This window comes from Bradyrhizobium sp. C9 (assembly GCF_002532045.1).
Lineage (GTDB): Bacteria > Pseudomonadota > Alphaproteobacteria > Rhizobiales > Xanthobacteraceae > Bradyrhizobium.
In genome coordinates, this window is record NZ_NWTG01000011.1 from 48,697 (window position 1) to 73,154 (window position 24,458).

General features: G+C 64.4%; 28 protein-coding genes. 9 read left to right on the forward strand and 19 right to left on the reverse strand.

Going from position 1 to position 24,458, the window contains the following annotated elements:
* Positions 1 to 4: 4 nt before the first annotated feature.
* Positions 5 to 409, reverse strand: coding sequence for a carboxymuconolactone decarboxylase family protein (locus CO675_RS21835; RefSeq protein WP_097673934.1), 405 nt, complete (start codon positions 407 to 409; stop codon positions 5 to 7).
* 390 nt (positions 410 to 799) lie between these two features.
* Here CO675_RS21835 and CO675_RS21840 point away from each other — a divergent pair, with 390 nt between their 5' ends.
* Positions 800 to 1,267, forward strand: coding sequence for a peroxiredoxin family protein (locus CO675_RS21840; RefSeq protein WP_097673935.1), 468 nt, complete (start codon positions 800 to 802; stop codon positions 1,265 to 1,267).
* 109 nt (positions 1,268 to 1,376) lie between these two features.
* Complete coding sequence (locus CO675_RS21845; RefSeq protein WP_097673936.1) at positions 1,377 to 2,858, forward strand: aldehyde dehydrogenase; 1,482 nt, start codon at positions 1,377 to 1,379, stop codon at positions 2,856 to 2,858.
* A gap of 67 nt (positions 2,859 to 2,925) precedes the next feature.
* On the opposite strand, the gene CO675_RS21850 is transcribed toward CO675_RS21845, so the two are convergent.
* Genes CO675_RS21850 through CO675_RS21865 form a run of 4 tightly spaced genes read right to left on the reverse strand, consistent with a single transcriptional unit; the run spans position 2,926 to position 6,507 of the window.
* Complete coding sequence (locus CO675_RS21850) at positions 2,926 to 3,534, reverse strand: c-type cytochrome (protein WP_245452849.1); 609 nt, start codon at positions 3,532 to 3,534, stop codon at positions 2,926 to 2,928.
* Positions 3,531 to 4,163, reverse strand: coding sequence for a c-type cytochrome (locus CO675_RS21855; protein WP_245452850.1), 633 nt, complete (start codon positions 4,161 to 4,163; stop codon positions 3,531 to 3,533). Before CO675_RS21855 ends, CO675_RS21850 begins: the two co-directional genes overlap by 4 nt.
* Positions 4,164 to 4,182: 19 nt before the next feature.
* Positions 4,183 to 4,986, reverse strand: a complete 804-nt coding sequence (locus CO675_RS21860; protein WP_097673937.1) for an outer membrane protein — start codon at positions 4,984 to 4,986, stop codon at positions 4,183 to 4,185.
* A 21-nt stretch (positions 4,987 to 5,007) separates the two neighbouring features.
* Entirely contained in the window at positions 5,008 to 6,507 is a 1,500-nt protein-coding gene (locus tag CO675_RS21865; protein WP_245452851.1) for a cytochrome C, read from the reverse strand.
* Between the two features lie 337 nt (positions 6,508 to 6,844).
* On the opposite strand from CO675_RS21865, the gene CO675_RS21870 reads away from it, so the two are divergent.
* Positions 6,845 to 7,492, forward strand: a complete 648-nt coding sequence (locus CO675_RS21870; RefSeq protein ID WP_097673938.1) for a c-type cytochrome — start codon at positions 6,845 to 6,847, stop codon at positions 7,490 to 7,492.
* Here the strand turns inward: CO675_RS21870 and CO675_RS21875 are convergent.
* From CO675_RS21875 to ftsE, 5 genes are all read right to left on the reverse strand, one after another.
* Entirely contained in the window at positions 7,485 to 8,054 is a 570-nt protein-coding gene (locus CO675_RS21875) for a MarR family winged helix-turn-helix transcriptional regulator (RefSeq protein ID WP_158231288.1), read from the reverse strand. The two genes, CO675_RS21870 and CO675_RS21875, sit on opposite strands and share 8 nt — an antisense overlap.
* Before the next feature lie 285 nt (positions 8,055 to 8,339).
* A complete protein-coding gene (locus CO675_RS21880) occupies positions 8,340 to 9,098 on the reverse strand; it encodes a lysophospholipid acyltransferase family protein (protein WP_097673940.1) in 759 nt (252 codons plus the stop codon).
* Between the two features lies 1 nt (position 9,099).
* The gene (locus tag CO675_RS21885) at positions 9,100 to 9,819 is read right to left on the reverse strand and encodes a YdcF family protein (protein ID WP_097673941.1); all 720 of its coding nucleotides are present in this window, start codon (positions 9,817 to 9,819) and stop codon (positions 9,100 to 9,102) included.
* 159 nt (positions 9,820 to 9,978) lie between these two features.
* Positions 9,979 to 10,950, reverse strand: coding sequence for a cell division protein FtsX (locus tag CO675_RS21890; RefSeq protein WP_097673942.1), 972 nt, complete (start codon positions 10,948 to 10,950; stop codon positions 9,979 to 9,981).
* Positions 10,943 to 11,602 carry a cell division ATP-binding protein FtsE gene (gene ftsE, locus CO675_RS21895; RefSeq protein WP_063695512.1) on the reverse strand — a complete coding sequence of 220 codons (660 nt, stop codon included), beginning with the start codon at positions 11,600 to 11,602 and terminating at the stop codon, positions 10,943 to 10,945. Before ftsE ends, CO675_RS21890 begins: the two co-directional genes overlap by 8 nt.
* Positions 11,603 to 11,768: 166 nt before the next feature.
* On the opposite strand from ftsE, the gene CO675_RS21900 reads away from it, so the two are divergent.
* On the forward strand, positions 11,769 to 12,635 hold the full coding sequence (locus CO675_RS21900) for an MJ0042-type zinc finger domain-containing protein (RefSeq protein WP_097673943.1): 867 nt from the start codon (positions 11,769 to 11,771) through the stop codon (positions 12,633 to 12,635).
* 37 nt (positions 12,636 to 12,672) lie between these two features.
* The gene (locus CO675_RS21905) at positions 12,673 to 13,050 is read left to right on the forward strand and encodes a response regulator (RefSeq protein ID WP_097674090.1); all 378 of its coding nucleotides are present in this window, start codon (positions 12,673 to 12,675) and stop codon (positions 13,048 to 13,050) included.
* Positions 13,051 to 13,195: 145 nt separating this feature from the next.
* On the opposite strand, the gene CO675_RS21910 is transcribed toward CO675_RS21905, so the two are convergent.
* Complete coding sequence (locus tag CO675_RS21910; protein WP_198964698.1) at positions 13,196 to 15,814, reverse strand: TIGR02302 family protein; 2,619 nt, start codon at positions 15,812 to 15,814, stop codon at positions 13,196 to 13,198.
* Positions 15,815 to 15,999: 185 nt separating this feature from the next.
* Here CO675_RS21910 and CO675_RS21915 point away from each other — a divergent pair, with 185 nt between their 5' ends.
* Together CO675_RS21915 and CO675_RS21920 are read left to right on the forward strand one after the other, a co-directional pair.
* Complete coding sequence (locus tag CO675_RS21915; protein ID WP_018268955.1) at positions 16,000 to 16,383, forward strand: carboxymuconolactone decarboxylase family protein; 384 nt, start codon at positions 16,000 to 16,002, stop codon at positions 16,381 to 16,383.
* Between the two features lie 190 nt (positions 16,384 to 16,573).
* On the forward strand, positions 16,574 to 17,485 hold the full coding sequence (locus tag CO675_RS21920; protein WP_097673944.1) for an NAD(P)-dependent oxidoreductase: 912 nt from the start codon (positions 16,574 to 16,576) through the stop codon (positions 17,483 to 17,485).
* Between the two features lie 184 nt (positions 17,486 to 17,669).
* Here CO675_RS21920 and lysA read toward each other — a convergent pair whose 3' ends face one another.
* The 3 genes from lysA to argH form a co-directional block, all read right to left on the reverse strand.
* Positions 17,670 to 18,935 (reverse strand): diaminopimelate decarboxylase, encoded by a 1,266-nt coding sequence (gene lysA / locus CO675_RS21925; RefSeq protein WP_097673945.1) that lies wholly within the window; start codon positions 18,933 to 18,935, stop codon positions 17,670 to 17,672.
* A gap of 16 nt (positions 18,936 to 18,951) precedes the next feature.
* Positions 18,952 to 19,221 (reverse strand): LPS translocon maturation chaperone LptM, encoded by a 270-nt coding sequence (gene lptM / locus CO675_RS21930; protein WP_097674092.1) that lies wholly within the window; start codon positions 19,219 to 19,221, stop codon positions 18,952 to 18,954.
* A 92-nt stretch (positions 19,222 to 19,313) separates the two neighbouring features.
* Positions 19,314 to 20,711 carry an argininosuccinate lyase gene (argH, locus tag CO675_RS21935; protein WP_097673946.1) on the reverse strand — a complete coding sequence of 466 codons (1,398 nt, stop codon included), beginning with the start codon at positions 20,709 to 20,711 and terminating at the stop codon, positions 19,314 to 19,316.
* A 116-nt stretch (positions 20,712 to 20,827) separates the two neighbouring features.
* On the opposite strand from argH, the gene tlpA reads away from it, so the two are divergent.
* The gene (gene tlpA / locus CO675_RS21940; RefSeq protein ID WP_198964699.1) at positions 20,828 to 21,532 is read left to right on the forward strand and encodes a thiol:disulfide interchange protein TlpA; all 705 of its coding nucleotides are present in this window, start codon (positions 20,828 to 20,830) and stop codon (positions 21,530 to 21,532) included.
* Here the strand turns inward: tlpA and CO675_RS21945 are convergent, their stop codons facing one another.
* The 4 genes from CO675_RS21945 to CO675_RS21960 form a co-directional block, all read right to left on the reverse strand.
* Positions 21,533 to 21,721 (reverse strand): putative motility protein, encoded by a 189-nt coding sequence (locus CO675_RS21945; protein WP_097673948.1) that lies wholly within the window; start codon positions 21,719 to 21,721, stop codon positions 21,533 to 21,535.
* A gap of 115 nt (positions 21,722 to 21,836) precedes the next feature.
* The gene (locus CO675_RS21950; RefSeq protein WP_097673949.1) at positions 21,837 to 22,163 is read right to left on the reverse strand and encodes a barstar family protein; all 327 of its coding nucleotides are present in this window, start codon (positions 22,161 to 22,163) and stop codon (positions 21,837 to 21,839) included.
* A gap of 134 nt (positions 22,164 to 22,297) precedes the next feature.
* On the reverse strand, positions 22,298 to 22,516 hold the full coding sequence (locus tag CO675_RS21955; protein WP_021079458.1) for a helix-turn-helix domain-containing protein: 219 nt from the start codon (positions 22,514 to 22,516) through the stop codon (positions 22,298 to 22,300).
* Positions 22,517 to 22,526: 10 nt separating this feature from the next.
* Entirely contained in the window at positions 22,527 to 23,102 is a 576-nt protein-coding gene (locus CO675_RS21960) for a DUF2975 domain-containing protein (RefSeq protein ID WP_097673950.1), read from the reverse strand.
* An 84-nt stretch (positions 23,103 to 23,186) separates the two neighbouring features.
* On the opposite strand from CO675_RS21960, the gene CO675_RS21965 reads away from it, so the two are divergent.
* A complete protein-coding gene (locus CO675_RS21965) occupies positions 23,187 to 23,555 on the forward strand; it encodes a chlorophyllide reductase (RefSeq protein ID WP_143279062.1) in 369 nt (122 codons plus the stop codon).
* Between the two features lie 22 nt (positions 23,556 to 23,577).
* Here the strand turns inward: CO675_RS21965 and CO675_RS21970 are convergent, their stop codons facing one another.
* Complete coding sequence (locus CO675_RS21970; RefSeq protein ID WP_097673952.1) at positions 23,578 to 24,435, reverse strand: LysR substrate-binding domain-containing protein; 858 nt, start codon at positions 24,433 to 24,435, stop codon at positions 23,578 to 23,580.
* Positions 24,436 to 24,458 lie beyond the last annotated feature (23 nt).

The following is a 24,458-nucleotide window of genomic DNA, read 5'->3' on the forward strand; positions in this document are numbered from 1 at the left end:
AAGGCTATTTCGGTGCGGACAGTCTATCAACTTCCTGCTGGAATTTCTGCATGTCGTAACCCGCACCTTGCAGCATCGTGCTGTTGAAACGGACCAGCGCGGCGGTTGCGACGGCCTCCTTTATTTGCGCATCGGTCGCACCAGCGGCTTTTGCCAGTTTGGTGTGACCGTAAACGCAATAGACGCACGGAATCTGTGCTGCCACACCGAGGGCAATGAGCTGCTTGGTCTTCGCGTCCAAAGCTCCCTTGGGATTCATCACGGCCAGCTGTTCGTCCCAATGCGGCTTCAGTACCTGGTCAGGAAATGTCTGTTTGAAATATTCAGGGGCCTCCTGAGCGCTGACACCCGGTCCCGTTGCCAAGGCAAACAACAGCGCCAAACCAGCATTCGCCAGTAAGGTTCTCATGACTGATCTCCCTTAAGGGGACGCCGACAAAAAATCAGCGTGCAACCATGGTCTCCTGCAATGAAAGTCGCCGCATCGCCTCGCTGTGGCTCGAAACCACGCCGGCGGCTTGCGGCGACCCTGATTACAGCAGGGAAATGCGATCGGCGAAATATGCTCGATGGTCTATTTTGCGCAGCAGCAATTGGGAGTCGCCGGGTCACCTGAGATCAGATTGAAGTGTCATCGCGCTTTGGCTTCTTGTCCGAAGTGATGTCCGCGCAAGCACGCTCCGCGTTTGTCGCGAGGGACGACGGCTTCGCACGTTGCCGGATCGTGCTTTGGGGTCGTTGACAGACCTTGTCCCACCTTGCCAATTTGCTGAAAGGCCCAGCGCAAGGAACTGATATTGTGACTCCAGCACCGGAAATCGCGGCATCGCGCTGGTTCAACACCGGCGAGCCCCTGACCCTGGCCGCGCTGCGCGGCCGCCCGGTGCTGCTGCACGCCTTCCAGATGCTGTGTCCCGGCTGCGTCTCGCACGGCACGCCGCAGACACAGCGCGCGTTCGAGCTGTTCAAGCATTCCGACCTGCAGGTGATCGGGCTGCACACCGTGTTCGAGCACCACGCGGCGATGACGGAGGTCGCGTTGGAAGCCTTCATCCACGAATACCGGCTGACCTTCCCGATCGGCGTCGACGAAGCCGGCGACGGCACGCCGATCCCGGTCACCATGCAGCGCTACGGCATGCAGGGAACCCCGACCAGCATCCTGATCGGACGCGACGGCAACATCGTGCATCATGGTTTTGGGCAGCAGAGCGACATGGCGCTCGGCGCCATCATCGCAGCCGAGCTGGCCGCGCCGCACGGCTGATGCCGGTCCACGCGGCCTGCAACCCATTCCCGCGGCTGCGTTATGACGGCGTCGCGCAAGGCGTGATACGGTTTCGCCAAGCAGAACCGTCGCCTTGCGGGAGGATGTCATGAAGACCTATCAGCTCTACATCAACGGCCAGTATGTCGACCCCGCCAATGGCGAGTGGTTCGACAGCATCGATCCCTATCGCGGCGAGGCCTGGGCCAAAATCCCGCGCGGCACGGCGGCCGACGCCGACAAGGCGGTAAAGGCCGCCAATGAGGCGATGTGGCGCGGCCCGTGGGCGAAGATGACGGCGTCCGCGCGCGGCAAGGTGATGCGCAAGCTCGGCGACCTCGTCGCCGCCAATGCCGAGCGTCTCGCCGAGATCGAGGTGCGCGACAACGGCAAGCTGATGGCCGAGATGCTGGGCCAGCTGCGCTATCATCCGGAGTGGTGGTGGTATTTCGGCGGCCTCGTCGACAAGCTCGAGGGCGGCCTGGTGCCGATCGACAAGGCCGACACCTTCGCCTACACGACGCATGAACCGGTCGGCGTCGTCGCGGCGCTGACCGCCTGGAATTCACCGTTGCTGTTCGTCGCCTGGAAATGCGCCGCCGCGCTCGCGGCCGGCTGCGCGGTGGTCGTGAAGCCCTCGGAATTCACCTCGGCCAGCACGCTGGAATTCGCGGCACTGACGAAAGAGGCCGGCATTCCCGACGGCATCTTCAACGTGGTGACCGGCTTCGGACCCGAGGCGGGCTCCGCGCTGATCTCGCATCCCGGCGTTGCGAAAATTACCTTCACCGGATCGGATACGACCGGCGCAAAGGTCTACGAGACCGCGGCCAAGAGCCTCAAACGCGTCTCGCTCGAGCTCGGCGGCAAGTCGCCCAACATCGTGTTCGAGGATGCCGACCTCACGGCGGCCGCGGCCGGCGCGATCTCCGGCATCTTCGCCGCCACCGGCCAGACCTGCATCGCCGGTTCGCGCCTGCTGGTGCAGAGCTCGATCAAGGAGAAGTTCGTCGCGCGCGTGCTGGAGCTGGCGAAATCCGCCAAGATCGGCGATCCCATGCAAGCCGACACCAATGTCGGCCCGATCACGACACCCGCGCAGTACAAGAAGGTGCTCGACTACATCGATATCGCGAAGGCCGAAGGCGCGCGCTGCCTGCTCGGCGGCAGGCCGGCCACCGGCGACGGCATCAAGGGCGGCCAGTTCGTCGAGCCGACGATTTTCACCGATGTCGACAACACCATGCGGATCGCGCGCGAGGAGGTGTTCGGCCCGGTGCTGTCGATCATCTCCTTCGACACCGAGGAAGACGCCATCCGCATCGCCAACGACACGATCTACGGCCTCGCCGCCGGCATCTGGACCAAGGATCTCGCCCGCGCCATCCGCGTACCGAAGCAGCTGCGCGCCGGCACCGTGTGGGTCAACACCTACCGCGCCATCAGCTACATGATGCCGTTCGGCGGCATGAAGTTCTCCGGCGTCGGCCGCGAGAGCGGCATCGACGCGGTGCGCGAATATCAGGAGACCAAGAGCGTCTGGATCTCAACCGCGACGGACGTGCCGGCGAATCCGTTCGTGATGCGGTAAGGACGCAATCCGGCCGGCGCCTGCCTGCTCGCTCCATTCGGGCAGCTGTCCGGTAGCGCCACATCGGCTACTTGACGAAGCTGAGGTAGGATGCCAAGGCCTCGATTTCGGCAGATGCCAACGGGCGGGCCACGAGAGGCATCGGGGATCCCGGGACGGAGTGGTATCCTTGGCCCCACTGCTCCAGACGCGCTTTCAGATAGAAGCGTGAGAGCCCCCCGAGGCGGGGAATATCCCTGATGCCCTCGGCATTCGGGCCATGGCATGCGTAGCAGGCCGCGATGTTCGCATCCGGAATTCCGTTCATGTAGATTGTGCGGCCCATCGTCGCGAGGTTCGTGTTGCCGTCATTGGCGGCTCTCGGCGGAATCGTCGAAAAATAGGCAGCAAGATCGCGAGCGGCTTGCGGTCCGAGAGCTGCGGTCGCGCTCCACATATATTGCTTCGAGAGCGGAGCGTCTCGGAAGTGCTCGCGAAAGCTGTTGAGTTGCGTTTCCAGATAGGCCGGGCGCTGACCGGCCAGCCGGGGCGCCATCGCATACCCCTGTGCCGATGTGCCGTGACACCAGGTGCAGTTCTGAACCGGCACGATCTGCTCACCGGCCACGGCCGTGGCAACCGGGGCGATGAGCGCTGTCAACAGCGCGGCCATCCAGGCAGAGCGCGTGAGGTTCATGGCAGCGTGCTCACATAGGCAGCGACGGCTTCGATCTGCGATCGCGACATGTTGTGTGCGGTCGGCGCCATGACCGCGGAAGTGTCGACTGAAGTACCCTGGCCGCGCACCTTCGACCATCCAGTCAGCTGGCCGACCATGTATTCGTAAAGCTGTCCGGCAAGCCGCGGGATCTCGTTCTGGCCGTGTCCGTCGCTGCCATGACAAGCAGAACAGGCCGGCACGTTGGCTTCCGGCAATCCTTCATTGAAAATCTGTCTACCCGCAGGAGACGAATGTGACGGCGCGCCCCCGATCGGCTTCGGATTGAGATGTTGGAAATGCGACGACAATCCGGAAACCATCGAGGGGCTCAGCGCATGTGCGACATTGGCCATGATCGGATTGATACGCCGGCGTTCCACGAATGCGCGCAGCTGGTTCTCTAAGTATTCCTGCTGTTGGCCCGCCAATCGCGGCATCGGGAAGTAGCCGCGGTAGCCCTGACCCGATAGGCCGTGGCAAGTCTTGCAATAGTCAAGCTTGGCTTGCAGCTCGCCCGCTCGGCTTGCGACCGGGAGACTCATCGACAGTGCTGCGGCAAGGATCGCCGCTCGTATCATCGTCAAACAGGAGCCAAAGCTGCTCATCGTCCGCTTTCGATGCGATCTACTGCCAATTCCACACGTGAAAATTCACGCCGAGCTTCACCGTCTGCATGGTCGTCTTGAAGCTCAGCGGGCCCAACCCGTTGTTGACGTCGTTCATCGTCGCTGTATGGGTGCCAAAATCGTAATAGTCGTACTCGAGCCGCGCCGACCAATCGTCAGCGAACGCCCATTCAACGCCAGCGCCCAGGGTCCAGCCGAAGCGGTCACCCAGCCCTTCAAAATCAAAGGGGATCGCTGGCACGACAGCGCCGGCCGCGGTGAAGTTTCCGGTGAGGCTGTACTTGCTGTTTGCCCAAGCGACACCACCCTTCGCATAGAACAGCCAGTGATCGGCCGCATAACCGACCCTGCCGGTCACCGTCGGGATGAAGTCGGTCTTGATGGTCAGCAACGCCGTGTCGGGCGCACTGTCTGGAAGTGCCAGCAGCCGCTCTCCCTTCATCGTGGAACCGGACGCCGCGCCCTCTATGCCGATCACGAAATTCGAGGGGGCTTGGTAGTCACAACCGAGCTGGCCGCCGACGACCGCGCCATGCTGATCGAGACCGATGGTGGTAGGACCACCCGTCGTGAAGCCCGGTCCACCCAGATTGACGTTGTCCTGCACCAGCAATACCGGGTCGGTGATGGTGTTGCTCATCCAGGACCCGCCGCCATGCATGCCGATATAGCAACTCGTCCAGGTGAACCTCTGCACGAACGTCGCCTTGACCGGCATCTGGATCGGCAGATCAGCGGCGAACGCCGGCGCGGTGGCCATGATGGCCAGTCCTGCCATTCCCAACGAGGAAAATCTGCTCATGAATCGATCTCCGTTGCGCCGCTACATCGCAAACCATGCGTGAAGGAAAACAGTGTTGTTGTCCTGGGCGCCAAGCGTGGTGCCGTTGAACTTGTTGTAATAGACGTACTGCAGACCGATCTTGGCGTTGAACCACGGCCAACCCGGTGCCTTGCCCATTCCAAACGGAATGTAGTCGAGCTCCGCCATCCATCCGCTGCTGTTCGGGCTGTTGTTCGCGAAACCGCCGCCTACCGAATAAAGATTGGCGTCCGGCGTTCCCCAGACCTTGAAGTACTGGCCGGTTAGCGCGAAGCGATCGTCCCCGCCGAAGGTGACCTCACCCGTGAGGCGAAGCGTGTTGAGCAAATTGTTCGGGTTGGCGGACGCACCGGTCGGGAAGCTCGCATTGAGCTGCTGGAATTCACGCAGATAATTGGCGCGAAGCGTAATCCAGTAGTTGGAGCCCTGGTACTGATATTGTGAGTCGAAACCGACGTCGGTGAACCTGTCCGCGATGCCGAGCACGCCGGTCGTTCCCTGCACGAAGGTCGAATCGATCCATGGGTTGACGTTGAAGATCATGCCGTAGGTGCCGAACATGAACGTGTGCGGACCCCAGTGCGGTTCAAGCGCCACGCGCCAATAGGGCGCGACGGCGCTGAACTGACCCGGTGCCCCGAACGGATCCACACCCAGCGAGTTCTGCTGGGTGAAGCGAAGCGTCTGGTAGCCGGTCGCTTCGAGATACAGCATGTCATTGATCATCGTATAGGCGCCAACACCCACGACATGCGCCGCGAACGCGCCTTCGATCATCGTGCTGGCGCCGGGCGTCGAACCAAGGTTCGAAACTGCATAAGGAAACGTCCAGGCCGGCGTCGTATTCCAGAGGTCCTGAACGGTCGGATTGTTGTTTGCCGTAATTCCGTAAATGATATCGAGCGGCCCGATTCTGGTCGTGCTCGCAAAACGCACGTCGGTGTTGTCCCAGGTCCATGTGTGCAGGAACTTGTCCGCAGGAGTGCCGCTCAATCCGGACACCGGATCGGGTGCGTTGTAGGTGACTTGAGCGAACGCGCCGATGTTGCTGGTGATCGCGCCGCCCCAGAAGCCGCTGAAGGGCGTCAGCACAGCATTGTCGTTAGGTCGATAGGGATCGCTCGGCGCCGGGATGTCAGCCTGCGTATGGGTAAAGCCCGCAATTGCCATCATGGAGATCGGAGGCACCCAACCTCGCTCGCCGCTCGATGCGGCGGGCTGCGTGTCACCGCCGCTGTCCATGCGGTTGGCGTAGCTGCGCAGCGCCGCATAAGCCTCTTGCGGTCCGTTATTGTTGCCGAACGGCGTCGTCTTGTAGAGGCCGCCGCCCGTCGTATAACCGAGAAGCTTGAAGCGCCGGCCGAACGGCGTCAGCCCGGGGAAGCTGGTATGACAGGTGCCGCAAGGCTGTCCGGTCTGGCGCGCGAAACTCGGCAATGCGCTTGCCGGCGTCGACCCACCGATCATCACGAGCTGAACGACGGCGGCGAAAATGGCCATTGCGGCGGCAACCCCGCCTTTGGTCCACATTGGATCGGAACGTCTATCCCGCATCGCATCTCATTCCGTCTTCCGGCGCGACTCCTTTTCAGAACAGAGAACGACGCGCGCCGCAGTTGAGATAATGCAATGGTTGCGCACGCTGTGAAGCAGCTTCGTCGAAAGCGATTGCATTTCCATACGACGCGCGCCATTTCAGCAACGAGCGCTGCATCTGCAACAATGAATGTTGCATGTACAACGAGATAGCGTGCACGAAGGTCGATTCGAAAATTTTGAAGTGGACCGATGCGCGCGGCGCAGCGTAGCTTGCACGCGCATCTGAAGGGGACACTCAATGAACCTGCGATTGAACCGGCATGCCGCCCTCGTCACTGTCCTTGCGCTCGCTTCAATGGCTATCGGTGCATACGGTGCCGCAGCAGAAAACATTTCGGCGCAGGTTCTCAAAGCAAAGACGGATTACTGTAAGACCTGTCACGGGCTCGACGGGCAAGGATTTCGTGGATCGGCCCCCATGCCACGGCTTGCGGGCCAGCAGCCGGAATATCTCGCAAGCCAATTGCAGGCATTCATCGACCGCAGGCGGACCAATCCCGTGATGAACAACGTCGCACACGTGCTCGACCCGGAGATGGTCAAGGCGCTCGCGACCTATTTCAAAGATCTCAATCCAAAGCCGCTCGGAGGCGGGGCCAAATCGCTATCGTCCGACGGTCAGAAGATCTACGAGGAAGGCGTACCGAGCGCCAACATTCCACCTTGCGCGTCCTGTCACGGCACGGACGGCAAAGGCGCCGACGCGTTTCCGCGGCTTGCCGGTCAGCTTCCCGACTATGTCCAGCGCAAGCTGGCCAATTGGGACAAGGAGCGTGGCCAGAAGAAGGATCAACCCGACAACTCATCGATCATGCAGCCGATAGCGCACGATCTGACCGAAGCCCAAGTGAAGGCCGTCGCCGCCTATGTCAGTCAGCTTAATTGACCAGCGCCGAGGATGGCGGCTCGGAAGATCCCTCGATCGGATGCGTGATGCGGTCTGCGATGCTGATCAGCGCCATCGTACCATCTTTGCCGAGCAGCGCCTTGGCCTCGTCTTGTGCCGCCAGCCATGCCGATTGGGCGCTGAACAGCAAATCCTTTCCTGCGTTGGTCAACGCGATCGGTCTGCTCCGGCCGTCGGCGTTGTCGCGCACTTCTTCGACCCACCCTTCGCAAAGGATCAATTTCAGATTTCGGGTGAGCGTCGAGCGCTCGAGATGCTGCAGGCGAGCGATCTCGGCGCGGGTGATGGAGCCGGCTTGATCGATCATCGAAAGCAGGACGAATTGTGCCGAGCTGATGCCGAACGGCCGAAGCGGCTTGTCGAAGAGCTCCGTGACGGACCTGGAAACGTAGCAGGCCCTCATGAAGAGGCTGTCACCCATCCGCGTGATCAGGCCATTGTTCAGAGCTGACTTACCCCCGACTTTTCGCATCAGCGCCTCCGCCAAGCTTCTGTCTGAAACCTGCGTCGGTTCGCCGCGGTGATGATTGAGATAGATCAAAAATGACCGGCTCTCGCCCGGAGTTACAGGCGCGACTCGCTCGCAACTGTGGAGGGCGACATCGGGGAATGCCCACGACCTGTGATGCAAACTGGCTGGAGCGCCGCGAACGTCACGTTCGATCGGCCCCATTCCGCGGTGAACTGCACTCGCTCGATGTAAAGGCTGCAACGTCGGCATCGGCTTGTTCTCAGGCCAATCGCCCCGAATGACGGCTCGATCGGTGACCGGTCCGAGGCGCTTCGCAATCGTCCCGCGACCACCGAGCGTCGTCGAGCACTCGCCCTACCCCTTCGCACCCGGCACACCACCGAACAATTGGGCCTGTTCGGCGCGGCCCGCGTCGACGATGCGGGCGGTGGCGGTTTCGATCGCCTCGCGCAGGCGGTTCATGAACTCGTCGCGCGGCAGGCCCGGCGGCAATGGATCGAGGAATTCGACCACCAGCGTGCCGGGATAGCGCATGAAGGTGCGGCGCGGCCAGAACAGCCCGGAATTGAGCGCGATCGGCAGGCACGGCACGCCGCTCTCGGCGTAGATCTGCGCGACGCCGGCCTTGTAGTTCGGCGCAGCGCCGGGCGCGGTGCGCGTGCCCTCGGGAAAGATCACGAGCTGCCGGCCGAGCTTCACTTCGGCCGCCGCACGCTTCAACGTCTTGATCAGCGAGCGCGGGCCGCCGCCGCGCTCGACCGAGATCATGCCGACCTTCTTCAGGTACCAGCCGAACACCGGGATCATCATCAGCTCGCGCTTGAGGATGAACAGCGGATGCTCGAAGAAGCGCACCAGCGCGAACGTCTCCCAGAACGACTGGTGCTTGGAAGCGACGATCAGCGGCCCCTGCGGAATTTTCTCGACGCCGCGGAACTCGATCCGGATGTTGCAGATTACGCGCATCAGGAACAGGCTGGTGTTGGCCCACGCGGCCTCGATCGCCATCATCGCGCCGCGCGGCAACAGCAGCGCCGGCAGCGCGACGATGCAGAGCAGCACCAGCACCAGATAGAACAGCACGTTGAAGATCAGCGAGCGCAGGAAGATCATTTCAGTCCTTGTTCGCCTGCGCCGTTGCCGGGCGGCGCGGCGTAGCTGCCGGCTGCTCGGCGAGATCGGAGGTCAGGTCGAGGCCGATATCGGCCAACCGCACCCGCATTTCTGCAGCGACATATTTGGCGTATTCCGATAGCAAGAGACGGAACGTTCCGCCACTCGTCCACCACGGCTCATCACGCCATTTGTCGCCGACGACCGCGAACGGGATCAGCGTGATATCCGGCATCGCGTGTGACAGTTCCACGATCGCCCGCGGCATGTGGTAGTTCGAGGTCACCACGATCAGCGACTTGAAGCCGCGCTCGTGCGCCCAGCGCCGCGTCTCCGCCGCATTGCTGCGGGTGTTGACCGCCGAGCGGTCGAGATCGACGCAGCACCGCATCAGCCCCTGGCTGTCCGGCACCGAGCGGGAAATGTCATTGGCGTCGTTGGTCGGATGCACGCCCGAGATCAACAACCGCTTGCCGTAGCCCGCCGCCAACAGCTCCATGGCGTCGGACACCCGCGACGAGCCGCCGGTCAGCACCACGATGCCGTCGGCATTGTGCGGCGGATCGGTCTCGACACCGCGCAATTGCGACAGGAAGCCGATGAAACCGACCGCGGCGGCAACGAAGGCAAGCGCCAGCGGCACGACGATGACGACGCGCAGCCAGCCGCGCGCCTGCGCGGCATGGCCTTTCGGCGACGTATCGTCGGGCTGCAAACTCATGTGATGCGGATATCCTTCCCCCCGGGGATTTTAGAGCATGATCCGGAAAAGTGGAAACCGGTTTTGCCCGGCCAGGGCCGTGCGGATGCGCGCGAAATCACACTCTGGCGACGCCCCGCGATCACGAAACCGCCCCCATGATTGCGACGCCGCGGGCGGTCAGTCGATGTCGTCGAGCGTGGCGAACAGGGTGCGCCGCGACGCCCATGCGGTGATCGCCGCGATCAGCACCGCCTGCAACGCCAGGACGAGGTAACCGGACGGACGCAGCGAGAACGTGCCGAGCAGGGCCGCGAACTGGTCGCCCACCGGCGTGCCGGAGAACCAGTTGGCGATCGACTCGGAGAAGCCGAACGCCAGCATCGCCGCGCCACCGCCGATCAACCCGCCCTCGAGGCCGAGCCGGAGGAAATGCCGCAGAAAGCGGTTGGCGATGAAGCTGTCGCCGGCGCCGACGAAATGCAGCACCTCGACGATCGGGCGGTTGGACGCCATCGCGCCGCGGGTGGCGAACGACACCGAGATGATGGTGGCGATGATCACGAGGATCAGGATGCCGACGCCGGCAAACACCGTGGCGCCGGTCATCGAGCGCATCCGCTCGATCCAGGCGCGGTGATCGTCGACGCTGGCGGTCGGCGCCACCTGCGTCACCCGCGCGCGCAACGCGGCGAGATCGAGCGTGGTGCCGGGCTGCACCCGCGCCACGATCACACGCGGCACCGGCAGTTCGTCGATCGAAAGCCCGCTGCCGAGCCAGGGCTCCAGCAGCTTGGCGGATTCCTCCTTGCTGAACGGACGGACCTCGAGAATGCCGGACTGCGCCCGCATCGCTTCCACCGCGGCCTGCGCGTCGCGGTCGAGGTCGCGGCTAGGTGAGGGACGCACCTGGATGGTGATCTCGCTCGATACTTCGGACTGCCACTCGGCCGCCGACGCGCTCACCAGCAACACGGTGCCTGTCGTCAGCGAGGCGAGGAAGGTCATGATCGCGACCACCGCGACCAGCGCGCGGCCCGAGATCGAGGCACGCGGCACGATCGGCGACATGTTGCGCGCGGTGGCCGGGACCTGCGGGCGTTCGCGCCCGAGATCGACCAACGACACTTTCTCGTCGCCGCTCCTACTCATAGATGTGCAGCCGTCCCTGATGCAGCACCAGCCGTCGCGCCTCGTACTGATCCATCAATGTAATGTCGTGGGTCGCGATGATAACCGCGGTGCCGGATTTGTTGAGCTCGATGAACAGCCGCAACAGGCGGCGCCCGAGCGTCGGATCGACGCTGCCGGTCGGCTCGTCCGCCAGCAGCAATTGCGGCCGCGAGATCACGGCGCGCGCGATCGCCGCGCGCTGCTTCTCGCCGCCCGACAGGATCGGCGGCAGCGCATCCATACGCTCGCCGAGGCCGACCCATTTCAGGAGGTCGATCACCTCGCGGCGATAAGTCGATTCCTCGCGGCCCATCACGCGGAATGGCAGCGCGACGTTCTCATAGGTCGTCATGTGGTCGAGCAGGCGGAAATCCTGCAGCACGATGCCGATCCGCTTGCGCAGGTCGGCGACCTGGTCCTTGCCCAGCAGGGAGACGTCCTTGCCGAACAGATTGACCAGCCCGCGGGTCGGCCGCAGCGACAGGAACAGCAGCCGCAGCAGCGAGGTCTTGCCGGCGCCGGACGGCCCGGTGAGGAACTGGAACGAATGCGCCGGGATCATGAAAGAGAGGTCGCGCAAAATCTCCGGGCCGAGCCCGTAACGCAGACCGACATTTTCGAACCGAACCAATGCGCTAGCTCCGTTCGAGAGGGCCTGTGGCCCAATACCCAATACTGGCGGCCCGCCGAGCGGCCGCGAACCGCACAGAAAGCTTGTGCGTCGGTTATGGTTTCCGATTCGTTAACGGTCGCTCGGTAGCATCCGGGCATACCACACCGTGGAGATTCGGCTCCATATGCATATCGTTTGCCCGCATTGTACAACATCCTACGCCATCAATCCGGCCACCCTGGGCGAGGCCGGACGCACGGTCCGTTGTTCCCGCTGCCGCGAGGTCTGGCTGGCCCGCCCGGAGGACGCGATCGGGGCGACCGCGCCCACTCTGGCCTATGAGGCCGCCGGCTCCAACCTCGCCGCCGAATGGGACGCGATGGGCCGCGACGAGGCCGACACGACCCCGATGGTCGAAAGCCCCTCGATTTCGGCCGATTTACCGGCCGACGAGGACGCCGCGGCCACGGAATGGCCGGCGGTGGCCGCGGCCGATGCCGCCGCTCATGCCGACGTCGAGGATGCCCCCGGAAAGCGCCGCTTCCGCCTGCCGCGACTTCCTCGCCTGTTCCGCCTGCCCTCCCTGCCGCGGATTCCCTTCATGCCGGTGATCGGCGCCCTGCCGACCACCTGCGCCGCGATGGGCGCGCTGATCATTGCGTTGTTCGTCTGGCGCAACGACGTGGTGCGGCTGCTGCCGCAGACTGCGCTGTTCTACAAGATGGTCGGGCTCGACGTGAATTTGCGCGGCCTCGCCTTCAAGGACCTCAAGATCACCAACGAGACCGCGGACGGCAAGCCGGTGCTGGTGATCGAGGGCATGATCGTCGGCCAGACCCGGAAGCCGGTCGAACTGCCGCGGCTGCGCTTCTCGGTCCGCGACGCCCAGGGCGCCGAGATCTATGCCTGGAACGCCGTGCTGGAGCAGCCGGTGCTCAATCCCGGCGAGCGCGCCTTCTTCAAGTCGCGCCTCGCCTCGCCGCCGCCCGAAGGCCGCAATATCGACGTACGCTTCTTCAACAAGCATGATCTCACCGGCGGCCGCGCCTGAGGCTGACGGCCACCACTTTCGGAAACCGACCATCACCATGACGCGTGTTCTGATCGCCGACGACGAAGACTCGATGCGCTCGCTGGTGGCCCGCGCCATCGCCATGGACGGCCACGAGACCGTCACCGCGCAGGACGGCGCCGAGGCGCTGGAGATGCTGACGCGCGATGAAGGCGCGTTCGACCTCCTGCTCACCGACATCCAGATGCCAGTGATGGACGGCATCGCGCTGGCGCTGACCGCGGCACGCGATTTCCCGGCGCTGAAGATCCTGCTAATGACCGGCTTCGCCCATCAGCGCGAGCGCGCCTCCGGCCTCGAGGCGATCGTGCATGACGTGGTGACGAAACCGTTCTCGGTCGCCGACATCCGCACGGCAGTCGCGGATGCGCTGGCGGCACGGAAGGCGAGCTAGTCTCGACGTATCCACACACTGCTCGTCATGCCCCGCGAAAGCGGGGCATCCAGTACGCCGCGGCCTCTCGATTCGATCGCTGGCGTCTCTGGAATACTGGATCGCCCGGTCGAGCCGGGCGACGTCAGTGGAATGTGCGGTTAGGTCAGTAATCCTTCAGCAGCCGCTCGATGTAGTCGAGCTCGATCTGCGGCCGTGACGGATCGGCGAGGCGACGGCGCAGTTCTTCGAGGATGCGGCGGACGCGCTGGACGTCGATCTCGCCGGGGATCTTGACCGTGTAGTCGTCACCGAACTCGCGGCCGTGCAACGGCCGGCCGAGCGGATCGGTCTGGTTGCCGCCGCTCTGCTGGCGGCCGGCGCGGTTGCCGGGGCCGTCGCCCGGCTGGTCGCCGTCGCCCTGCTGCATCGCGTCGGCGAGGCTCTGGGCGCCCTTGCGCAGCGCATCCAGCGCGCGGCCTTGCGAATCCACCGCACCGTCGGCATTGCCCTCGCCAAGTCGCCCCGAGGCATCGCCCATCGCGGAATCGGCCTGGTCGAGCCCGTCGCCGTCGTCATCACCCTGATCGCCGCCCTGGTCGCCCTGCTGGGCCTGATCACCCTTCTGGCCTTGCCCCTTCTGGCCCTTCTGGCCGCGCTGCTCCGGACCCATCCCGCGCTTGGCGAGCTCTTCCTGCAGCTTCTTCAGGCGGTCGCGCAGCGCCTGCTGATCCTGCTGCAGGTCGCCCATCGACTGGTCGCCCTGCTTGCCGCGCATGCGGTCGCGGCGGGAATCCTGGCCCTGCTTGAAGGTCTTGTCGCGCAACTGCTGCTGCTTGCGGATCATGTCGCCGAGCTCGTTGAGCGACTGCTGCATGTCGTCGTCGCCCTGATTGGGCTGCGCCATCTGCAGGTTTTCCAGCATCTGCTGCATCTGTTCCAGCAACTGCCGCGCCGCATCCTTGTCGCCGGAGCGCGACAGCCGCTCCATGCGGTCGAGCATGTTCTTGAGATCCTGCTGGCTCAGGACCTTGGCGTTGGGATCGAGCGGGCGCGCAAGCTGCTGCGGATTGTTGCGGAACTGCTCGACCATCTGGCGCAGGAAATTGTCCAGCGCCGCGCGCAGATTGTCGGTGAGCTTCTTGATCTCCTCGTCGCTCGCGCCGCGCTCAAGCGCCTGCTTGAGCGCGTCCTGCGCCGCGCGCAGCGCCTTGTCGACGTCGGTGATGTTGCCGTCCTCGATGGTGACGGCGAGCGCCCACAGGCTGGCGACGACCTCGCGCAGCTGGTCGTCGGTGCGCGCCGCCTCGAGCTGGCGGCTCACGGTGTGGAGGCCGAGATAATAGCCGGTCTCCGGCATGAACATTTCGGGCGCGATCATCAGCGCGTCGAGCGCAGCGTAGACCTGGCCGTTCTGGTTGGCATCGAGCGCCAGGATGCGGCGCTGCTCGATCAGCGCGCGCGCCAGCGGCTTGGTGAACAGCCGCTCGGGTAGCCGCATGTTGAACGGCTCGCTCTTGCCCTCATTGCCGGCCTCGTCCTTGGCGGTCAGCGTCAGGGTCACGTCGGCGCCGGCGTAAGGATCCTCGCTGAGGTCCTTGACGGTCTGGCCGACGCCGTTGCGGGTGCGCGCATTCGGCAGCACCAGCGGAAATTGCGGCGGCTCGAACAATGGCCGCGGCTGCGCCGCCTTGCCGTCGGCATCTTTCGGCGCATCGGCCGGCCGCGCCGCGAACTGCGCGTGGGCTTCGGTGACGCCGTAGTCGTCCTCGAGCCTGTAGGACATCTGCAAGGCGCCACGCGCCTGCCGCTCCGGATCCTTGGCGAGCGCAATCGACGGCGGGCGGTCCGGCGTCGCGGTGAACTTCCACTGCGGCTGGCCGGCCGGGGCGCGGACATGCGCGGTGCCGTCGCCGGTGATCTTGAAATGCCGCTCATTGGTGCCCTTGGGCGCCTGCCCCTCCGGCGCGACCTCGGCGACGCCGCCACCGACCACGACGTCGATGGTGCCGCCGCTGGAGCGCACCAGCAGCGTGCTGCCGGCCGGAACCGCGAGCGGGCTGGTGTCGGCCGCGTTGGCGTCCTTGTTGGCGTTGGACAGGATGATCGGCGGCTTGCCGGTGTAGTTCGGCGGCGTCACCCAGGCATCGACCCGGACATTGGCCGGCGCCATGATGCCGTTCCAGTCGAACGCCGAGGCGACGCGCAAACCGCGCTCGTCGCCGGCGGCGACGTAGGTCGCGGCCAGCATCACGATGACCAGCGCGCGCAGCGCCCAGGGATCGTGCAGCGAGACCCGCGGCCGCGGCAGCCCGGCGCGGATCCGCTTGATCGAGGCCAGCGTACGCTCGCGCTGCGCCTGCCACAGCGCCAGTGCGAACGGGTCCTTGTTGGTGAGGGTGTCGGAGAGCGTGGTCGCCGGGCGATGGCGGACGCCGGCGCCGCGGTCGAGCCGGCTCAGGCCCTCCTCGCGGCTCGGCCAGCGGAAGCGCAGCAATGGCAACAGCGCCGCGAGCGCAGCTATGCCGAACAGGCCGGCGCCGGCTACGCGTGCGGCAAACGGCAGCACCAGCCACAGTCCGGCCCAGGAGGCGACCAGGAACAGACCGGCGACCGTCAGGAATCGCGCCAGATGTGGCCACGCCCGTTCCCACGCAATCGCGAATTTCGCCCGCTGCAGAGCCTCGGTCAGCTTCAGCTGCGTCAACTTCAGCCGCGCGTCCGCATCGCTGTCGTGGGCAGCGCGTGACGGGGTGTCGGACGGGTCGATGTTGGCTCCGCTCAATAAAATCTCCGGGGCAGCCGGCAGGTCACCCTAGCACAGCGGCGGCTTTGAGGCACCCGTTCCGGGACGTAACCCACACCGGGAAATACGCATAACACGAAGGCGTGACTGCGGCGGTTCGACCCCGTAACGTCCCGGCCGAACCCAAATCTTGACGCCTAAGCCTTAACGCATGAGGAAACGACATGGACCAGAAGACGCACGACAAGGGGCTCGAAATCCGCAAGGCGGTGCTCGGCGAGGCCTATGTCAACAATGCGCTGAAGAACTCGGACAGCTTCAACAAGCCGTTCCAGGAACTGGTCACGGAATATTGCTGGGGCGCGGTCTGGGGCCGCGAGGAATTGCCGCGCAAGACCCGCAGCATGCTCAACCTCGCCATGATCTCGATCCTGAACCGCCCGCACGAACTGAAGGCGCACATCAAGGGCGCGCTGACCAACGGCGTGTCGCGCGACGAGATCCGCGAGATCTTCATGCAGGTCTCGATCTATGCCGGCATCCCGGCCGGCGTCGACAGCTTCCGCATCGCGCGCGAGGTGTTCGCCGAGCTCGACAACAAGGCGTGAGGCGCCTCTAACCGTCGTCCCTGCGAAAGCAGGGACCCATAACCACAGGCCTTCGTGGCTGGAGATGCTGGAGCCCCAGCTTCGCACAACAATCAAGAGCGGTGGTTATGGGTCCTGGCCTTCGCCAGGACGACACTGAATGTGGGCACGCGGCATCGCCCACACTGCGACCAGGGAGAAAAACAACACCATGGAAATCGGATTCATCGGCCTTGGGAAGATGGGCTTCCCGATGGCGCGCCGGCTGATCGAGGCCGGCCACAAGCTCACCGTGTTCGACACAAGCAAGGCCGCGCTCGACAAGCTGGTTGCGCTCGGCGCCGTGGCTGCGACATCGCCCAAGGACATCGCCGACCGCGTCGAGACCGTGATGGCGAGCCTGCCCTCGCTGCAGGCCTCGCTCGAGGTCGCGACCGGCGCCGGCGGCGTGATCGAGGGCTCGCGCGTCAAGCGCTTCATTGATCTCTCCACCGTCGGCTCGCAGATGGCGGTGAAGATCCACGATTTGCTGGCGAAGAAGAACATCGTGCAGATCGACAGCCCGGTCTCCGGCGGCGTCTCCGGCGCCGAGAAGGGCACGCTGGCGGTGATGGTGTCGGGCCCGCGCGCCGATTTCGAGTTGGTGAAAAGCGCGCTCGACGTCATCGGCAAGGTCTTCTTCATCGGCACCAAGCCGGGCTCCGGCCAGACCATGAAGCTCGCCAACAACTTCCTGTCGGCGACCGCGATGGTCGCAACCTCGGAAGCTGTCGTGATGGGCGTGAAGTCCGGGCTCGATCCCGCCGTGATGATCGACGTCATCAACGCGGGCTCGGGGCTGAACACCGCGAGCCGCGACAAGTTTCCGCGTTCGGTGCTGCCGCGCAGTTTCGACTTCGGCTTCGCCACCGGCCTGATGGTGAAGGACGTGCGCCTCGCCGTCGAGGAGATGCGCTCGCTCGGGCTGTCGATGGAAGTTGCCGAAGCGGTCGGCCGGCTCTGGGAAGTCATCATCCGCGACGAGGGACCGGAGTCGGACTTCACCGCGGCGATCAAGCCGATCGAGAAGGCCGCGGGCGTCATCGTCGGCGGTGGCGGGAAAGGCAGTCACGCCGCGAAGTAAGCTCTCGCCGAAATAAACGCTGTCGTCCCGGGCAAGCGAAGCGCGACCCGGGATCCATAACCACAGGGGTTCGTGGCTTGGCTTGGCTGAGCTGGGGCCCCAGCCAACTGCAACGACTACGAGCGGTGGTTATGGGTCCTGGCCTTCGCCAGGACGGCACCATTGATGCGGCGCGCTCAGCGCCTCACAGCCACGGCGCGGGCTTGTCCATCGCGATCAGCGCGTCGACGTCGATGCGCGGGCGGACCACGGCGTACTGGTCGTCCTTGACCAGCACTTCCGGCACCAGCGGCCGGGTGTTGTAGGTGCCGGCCTGCACCGCGCCATAGGCGCCAGCGGTCATGATCGCCAGGAGATCGCCGGCCTTCGGCTGCGGCAGCGAACGGTCGAGCGCGAGATAGTCGCCGGTCTCGCAGACCGGGCCGACCACGTCGGCGACCATGGTCGGTGTATCAGGCACAGGCTGGCGCACGGCTAAGATGTCATGATGCGCCTCATACAGCGTCGGACGGATCAGGTCGTTCATCGCAGCGTCGATGATCACGAAGTTCTTGGCATCGCCCGGCTTCACATGGATCACGCGGGTGACGAGGATGCCGGCATTGCCGACGATCAGGCGGCCCGGCTCGAACATCAGCGTGCAGCCGAGATTGTGCGTGACGCGCTTGACCATTGCAGCATAGGCGGCCGGCGCCGGCGGCGCGGCGCGGTCCATGTAGTAGGGAATGCCGAGGCCGCCGCCGAAATCGACATGCGAGATGTCGTGGCCATCGGCGCGCAGCGTCTGCACGAATTCGGCGAGCAGCCGGAACGCGGCCTCCAGCGGACCGAGATCGGTGATCTGGCTGCCGATATGCACGTCGGTGCCGGTGACCTTGATGCCCGGCAGCTTCGCCGCGCGGGCATAGACTTCGCGAGCGCGCGCGATCGGAATGCCGAACTTGTTCTCCGACTTGCCGGTCGAGATCTTGGCGTGGGTGCCGGCATCGACGTCGGGATTGACCCGCACCGAGATGCGCGCGGTCGTCTTCATCTCGACCGCAAGGCGCGACAGCATCTCGAGCTCAGGCTCGGACTCGATATTGATGCACAGGATGTCGGCGGCGAGCGCGGCACGCAGTTCGCCTTCGGTCTTGCCGACGCCGGAGAACAGGATCTTCGACGGCGGGATGCCGGCCGCGAGCGCCCGCTTCAACTCGCCGCCGGACACCACGTCGGCGCCGGCGCCGAGCTTGGCCAGCGTGCGCAGCACGGACTGGTTGGAGTTGGCCTTCATCGCGTAGCAGATCAGCGCCTTCTCGCCGGCAAAGGCCTCGGTGAAGACGCGGTAGTGCCGCTCCAGCGTCGCGGTCGAGTAGCAATAGAACGGCGTGCCGACGGCTTCCGCCAGTCCAATGAGATTGACCGCCTCGGCATGCAGCACGCCGTTGCGATAGTCGAAATGGTTCATGACACGCTTTTAGATGCTAATTGCCGAGCAAGGGATCGAGAACGAAAGACCGTTTATTGCCTTTCGACGCTGCCGGCGCGGCATCCGAGCCATAGGTCGGATTGAACACGCTGGGCTGTGCCGCCCGCTCTCGCTCGGTGTCGCCCGGTGCTGCGGCCGGTGCGGCGTTCGCGGTCGGCGGCAGGTCGAGCGGTCCCTTGCGGCCGCAGCCGCCGAGCGCAAGCGTTGCAGCGCCCAGCACAATGATGGCCCATCCCGAGGGGGTCAGGCGGTTCTTGCTAATCACGACGAATTCCCCAATTTGGGCGGCACCATACAAACATTGGCGTGCTCTGGCGAGAGGCGGAGGCCTGAGAAATCACGGCCAAATTTTCCGGATCAGCCCAATTTTCGCTCTTTTTCCAGCCGCTTGGCCCAGGCTTTGGCCTGCGCCATCACATTCTTCGGCGCCGTACCGCCAAACGAGGTGCGGCTCTTGACCGAGGATTCGACGCTCAGCACCTTCAGCGCCTCTGCCGTAATCTTCGGCTCGACTTCCTGCATGGCCTTGAGCGGCAGCTCATGCAGCGCCACGCCCTGCGCCGAGGCCAGGCCGACGATGCGCCCGGTCACGTGGTGGGCGTCGCGGAACGGCATTTTCAGGGTGCGCACCAGCCAGTCGGCCAGGTCTGTGGCGGTGGCATAGCCCTCGCCGGCTGCGACCTTCATCCTCGCTTCGTCCGGCACGAGGTCCTCGACCATGCCGGTCATGGCGCGGATCGCGAGCGACAGCGCCTCGAACGCCTCCATCGCACCCTGCTTGTCCTCCTGCATGTCCTTTTGGTAGGCGAGCGGCAGGCCCTTCATCACGATCAGGAGCGCCGTGAGCGCACCGATCACGCGGCCGGTCTTGGCGCGCACCAGTTCGGCGGCGTCCGGATTGCGCTTCTGCGGCATGATCGACGAGCCGGTCGTGAACTTGTCGCTGAGCTTGACGAGACCGACCAGCGGCGAGGTCCAGATCACGATCTCCTCGGCGAAGCGCGACATGTGCACCGCGCAGATCGCGGCCGCCGACAGCGTTTCCAGCACGAAATCGCGGTCGGACACCGCATCGAGCGAATTGGCCATCGGCCGGTCGAAGCCGAGCGCCTTGGCGGTCGCCGTGCGATCGATCGGAAACGAGGTGCCGGCGAGCGCGGCGGCGCCGAGCGGCGATTCGTTCAGCCGCTTGCGCGCATCGACAAAGCGCCCGCGGTCGCGGCCGGCCATCTCGACATAGGCCAGGAGGTGATGACCGAAGGTCACGGGCTGCGCGGTCTGCAGATGGGTGAAGCCCGGCATCACGGTTCCGGCATGCTCCAGCGCGCGGGCGACCAGCGCCTGCTGGAACGCGGCCAGCGCCGCATTTGTCTCGTCGATGGTGTCGCGGACATAGAGCCGGAAATCGGTCGCGACCTGGTCGTTGCGCGAGCGCGCGGTATGCAGCCGGCCCGCCGCGGGCCCGATCAATTCGGACAGCCGCGACTCGACATTCATATGGATGTCCTCGAGCGCGCGCTTGAAATCGAAATCGCCCTTGCCGATTTCTGACAAAATCGTGTCTAGACCTTTGCCGATATTTTTCGCATCAGCTGAGGTGATGATGCCTTGCGCAGCGAGCATCGCGGCGTGGGCCTTGGACGCGGCAATGTCCTGGGCGTAAAGGTGACGGTCGACGTCGATGGAGACGTTGATTTCCTCCATGATGGCGTCGGGACGCTCCGAGAACCGGCCGCCCCACATCTTGTTGCTCATGACATCTCGCTCACGAATTTGTATTTCAGGCCGTGCTGTTTCTTTGGCCGTGGTGGCGAAACAGCATGGCGGTTCCGGACGTATTCCCGGCACTGCATAGCCATATCTGACCCAGGATGACAAACGATATGCCCGAGACGACCCCATCCGAACCGACCGCCAAGTCGAGTGCTAGGCCGACGGCCAAATGGCGCATCCCGCTGGTGATCGGCGCCGTGCTGGCCGGGGCCGTGATCGGCTATGTCGGCGTCTCCGGGCTCAGGCATCCCGCCGGCGGCGACGTCGCCTGCAACAGCGCGGTGGATCTGGCGAAGAAGATCGCCCCGCTCGCCCATGGCGAGGTCGCGGCGCTGACCATGGCAACCACGCCCTTGAGGCTGCCCGACCTGACCTTCGAGGACGCCAACGGCCAGCCGAAGAAACTCTCGGACTGGCGCGGCAAGACCGTGCTGGTCAATCTGTGGGCGACCTGGTGCGTGCCCTGCCGCAAGGAAATGCCGGCGCTCGACAGCCTGCAGACCAAGCTCGGCGGCAAGGATTTCGAGGTGGTCGCGATCAACATCGACACCCGCGACCCCGACAAGCCGAAGAACTTCCTCAAAGAGGCCAATCTGACCAATCTCGGCTATTTCAGCGACCAGAAAGCCAAGGTCTTTCAGGATCTTAAGAACATAGGCAAGGCGCTGGGCATGCCGACCTCGGTGCTGGTCGACGGCAAGGGCTGCGAAATCGCCAATATTGCCGGTCCCGCCGAATGGGCGAGCGACGACGCGATCAAGCTGGTGAAGGCGGCGCTGGCCCCGGCCGCGGCCGGGTTCTGATCAGGCGACGGCGTTGAGGTTGCCGCCGACGCCGGGACCGAGATTGGCGGTCGACGGCGTGCCGAGCAGGGTCTGAACCGCGAACTTTTCCGCATCGAGGTTCTGCTTGGTGACGCGGGTCGCGATCTCACCCTGCAGGTTGCCCTGCTGCATCGACAGGATGCTCGACACCATGCTCATCATGTCCATACGCGGCACTCCCAAACTTGCCTTGGCGTAGCGCGCGAAAGTTAATGTTTGGGTAACGGATGGCCGCGTCAGGCTGACGCATCGTTTTCGGGGCACGCACCCACTCGGCGACGACTCAATCTGAAGGTCTTGAACCGTCTCGAATACGAAAGCTCACGTCTACGTCGATCCCGTGGTGCTTCAGCTTCCATGCCCGCGCCTGGCTGATCGCCTCAGAGAACGTCACTAGCTCCTCTTTGAGCGTTACGTCACACCCCGCGGTTCCGGTGATCCAGACAACGTAAGGCGCTTCAACTTCGTTCATGCCACCGTAGATTATTGAATCGATCCAAGCATCTATGCTGTTGCCATGGCCGTCGCACGAACCAAGAGCCGCCTTCAGCGCTTTGTTAAAATCTTGGAATGACTGCCAGCCCGTGGCATCGAGTTCAATAACGAGCATACTGCACTCCTTGCGAAGTCTGATGTCCCCTAGTGCACCTAAATCAGCGACGCAGATCGATGACATCTTACCACTCAGGCCCCGTTCGCCGCGCTGAGGGCTTGCGCAATCCCGCCCGGGAATCGCCGGCCGCGTCAGGCTGACGCATCGTCGTCCTCATGGCGCAGCAAGTCGCCGGGCTGGCACTTCAGATAGGTGCAGATCCGTTCCAGCGTGTCGAACCTGACGCCCTTCACCTTGCCCTGCTTGAGCAGGGAGAGATTGGCCTCGGTGATCCCGACATATTCGGCGAGCTCCTTCGATTTCACGTTGCGCTCGGCGAGCATCACGTTGAGCCGGACCCGGATCGGCATCGCAAACGCCTCAGACGAATTGCGCGTGTTCGTCAGCGATCGCATTGGCTTCGGCCATCACCCAGGCCGTCACCGCAACCAGACCCGCGAACAGCAACGCCAGCAGCGTGTCGGAGCCGAGCGCGATGACGATGGACTTGCCCTGCGCGTAGGTTTGCCAGCTCAGCAGGATCGAGAGCAGCGCACCGATCACCGGCTTCAGCAGGGTCGAGACCAGCATCGCAATCGCAAGGTCACGTAACCCCGCGACGTTTGCAGCCGTGAAGAAGTGGCCCTGCGCGAACGAGGTGAAAGCGCGGCGCACGCGCGACAAGCCCCAGATCAGACAGGCGAGCGGTAACGCCGAGACCAGCAGAGCCATCAGGCGAACAAGCCAACCGATCGGATGGAACGCAATGCCGGTCAGCCCTGCATCGCGCAGGATCGCCTCATCCGGGCTCGCCAGCCAATAGGCCAGCAAACCGACTGCGAGCACGAACGAAATGCCGGTGCAGGCATAGGCGAGCACGCGGCTGACCGCGCGGATGCGTTCGAGACGCGCCGGCCGCGCGGATGGGGAAAGCTCTGACGAGAGGGACGCGGACATAGCTCAACCTCGGGATTGCTGATCTGATATTATTGTTTTACGATAATTAATATCTGCAAGTCAACATACCAAGGAAATGAAGTTATGCTCGTTCGTCCCCTTCACGCCATCTGCACCGTCGTTCTCTTGACGACAGCGGCGCAGGCGCAGCCCTCGACGTCGCGTGGACAAATCTCGGTCGCGCAGGTCAGGGCCATGCTGGACCAGGCCGCGACCAATCCGACCGCGCGCCAGACGCTGACGGCCTATCTGGCCGGGACCGGCGAAACCGCCGGCTGGCTGCTCGATGCCGCACGCGGCCTGCCGCCCTGCGCGCGGCGGCTGACGCTCGACGCGCAGCAGGCGCGTGATGCGATCGCGAGCGCGGCGGCCACCGCTGCGACCGAGACGCCGGCAACGCCGCTGATCATCCGCGACATGCTCAAGCGCGCCGGCTGTCGCCTGACAGACTGAGGAGCGGACAATGCGTGCGCGATCAGGCCGCGTTCGCGGCGAAAGCCGCACCAAGAGTGCGCAGCGCCTGCCGGGTCCGGGCGTCCGACAGCTTCGAGTGAAGCATGACGTCGCGCGACGGCAATGGCGGCAGGCCGAGCTTTGACCCGAGGTCGACGGTGTCGGCCGGCGCCACCCGGCGCGCCAGCGCGGCGACGGCGAGCCCTGCTGAAATCGCGGCACCGATCGTCGAAAGCCCGCCACCGACGAACGCTTCGGTCCAGGCGATGCCGGCGGCGTCGAGAGTCTCGACCGCCATGGCGCGCACGCTGCAAGGCTCGGCTTGCGTCGCGAGGCGCAGCGGCTCGCCGGGCCGATGGTGAAAATCAGGCGCGGCCATCCAACCGAATGGTTCTTCGAACAGCACGTCGCCATCGCGGCGCTTGGCATCGTGGCGCAGCACGATCGCCGCATCGAGCCTTCCGTCATCGAATGCGCTGAGCACCGAACGTGACGTATCGACATGCAACTGAATCACCAGTCCGGGATCGGTCGTGTTCATCCGCTTCAACAGCGAGGCCAGTTCCGATCCGACGATGTGGTGGCTGATGCCCACGACCAACCGCCGATGCTCGACGACGAAAGATCCCATCGCCGATTGATGCGCGGCCACCAGGTTGCGCGCAGCGCCGAGGAAGGCGGCCCCTTCAGCCGACAACCGGACCAGCCGCGGTGTTCGCTCCAGCAGCCGCCGGCCGAGCCCGTCTTCCAGCCGCCTGATCTTCAGGCTGATCGCGGACTGCGTGGTCTCCATGACCTGCGCCGCGCGCGTGAAGCTGCTGAGGTCGGCCACCAGGACAAAGGCCTGCACCGCCTCGACATCGAGCGCCTTCATGACCATACATTTAAAAATGAAATCATTGA

Bases quoted from the DNA above. Each gene is read 5' to 3' on its own strand.
- CO675_RS21835 (WP_097673934.1), bottom strand. From the start codon at position 409: ATGAGAACCTTACTGGCGAATGCTGGTTTGGCGCTGTTGTTTGCCTTG.
- CO675_RS21845 (WP_097673936.1), top strand. From the start codon at position 1,377: ATGAAGACCTATCAGCTCTACATCAACGGCCAGTATGTCGACCCCGCC.
- CO675_RS21850 (WP_245452849.1), bottom strand. From the start codon at position 3,534: ATGAACCTCACGCGCTCTGCCTGGATGGCCGCGCTGTTGACAGCGCTC.
- CO675_RS21855 (WP_245452850.1), bottom strand. From the start codon at position 4,163: ATGAGCAGCTTTGGCTCCTGTTTGACGATGATACGAGCGGCGATCCTT.
- CO675_RS21860 (WP_097673937.1), bottom strand. From the start codon at position 4,986: ATGAGCAGATTTTCCTCGTTGGGAATGGCAGGACTGGCCATCATGGCC.
- CO675_RS21865 (WP_245452851.1), bottom strand. From the start codon at position 6,507: ATGGCCATTTTCGCCGCCGTCGTTCAGCTCGTGATGATCGGTGGGTCG.
- CO675_RS21870 (WP_097673938.1), top strand. From the start codon at position 6,845: ATGAACCTGCGATTGAACCGGCATGCCGCCCTCGTCACTGTCCTTGCG.
- CO675_RS21880 (WP_097673940.1), bottom strand. From the start codon at position 9,098: ATGATCTTCCTGCGCTCGCTGATCTTCAACGTGCTGTTCTATCTGGTG.
- CO675_RS21885 (WP_097673941.1), bottom strand. From the start codon at position 9,819: ATGAGTTTGCAGCCCGACGATACGTCGCCGAAAGGCCATGCCGCGCAG.
- CO675_RS21890 (WP_097673942.1), bottom strand. From the start codon at position 10,950: ATGAGTAGGAGCGGCGACGAGAAAGTGTCGTTGGTCGATCTCGGGCGC.
- CO675_RS21900 (WP_097673943.1), top strand. From the start codon at position 11,769: ATGCATATCGTTTGCCCGCATTGTACAACATCCTACGCCATCAATCCG.
- CO675_RS21905 (WP_097674090.1), top strand. From the start codon at position 12,673: ATGACGCGTGTTCTGATCGCCGACGACGAAGACTCGATGCGCTCGCTG.
- CO675_RS21915 (WP_018268955.1), top strand. From the start codon at position 16,000: ATGGACCAGAAGACGCACGACAAGGGGCTCGAAATCCGCAAGGCGGTG.
- CO675_RS21920 (WP_097673944.1), top strand. From the start codon at position 16,574: ATGGAAATCGGATTCATCGGCCTTGGGAAGATGGGCTTCCCGATGGCG.
- lysA (WP_097673945.1), bottom strand. From the start codon at position 18,935: ATGAACCATTTCGACTATCGCAACGGCGTGCTGCATGCCGAGGCGGTC.
- argH (WP_097673946.1), bottom strand. From the start codon at position 20,711: ATGAGCAACAAGATGTGGGGCGGCCGGTTCTCGGAGCGTCCCGACGCC.
- tlpA (WP_198964699.1), top strand. From the start codon at position 20,828: ATGACAAACGATATGCCCGAGACGACCCCATCCGAACCGACCGCCAAG.
- CO675_RS21945 (WP_097673948.1), bottom strand. From the start codon at position 21,721: ATGGACATGATGAGCATGGTGTCGAGCATCCTGTCGATGCAGCAGGGC.
- CO675_RS21950 (WP_097673949.1), bottom strand. From the start codon at position 22,163: ATGCTCGTTATTGAACTCGATGCCACGGGCTGGCAGTCATTCCAAGAT.
- CO675_RS21955 (WP_021079458.1), bottom strand. From the start codon at position 22,516: ATGCCGATCCGGGTCCGGCTCAACGTGATGCTCGCCGAGCGCAACGTG.
- CO675_RS21960 (WP_097673950.1), bottom strand. From the start codon at position 23,102: ATGTCCGCGTCCCTCTCGTCAGAGCTTTCCCCATCCGCGCGGCCGGCG.
- CO675_RS21965 (WP_143279062.1), top strand. From the start codon at position 23,187: ATGCTCGTTCGTCCCCTTCACGCCATCTGCACCGTCGTTCTCTTGACG.
- CO675_RS21970 (WP_097673952.1), bottom strand. From the start codon at position 24,435: ATGGTCATGAAGGCGCTCGATGTCGAGGCGGTGCAGGCCTTTGTCCTG.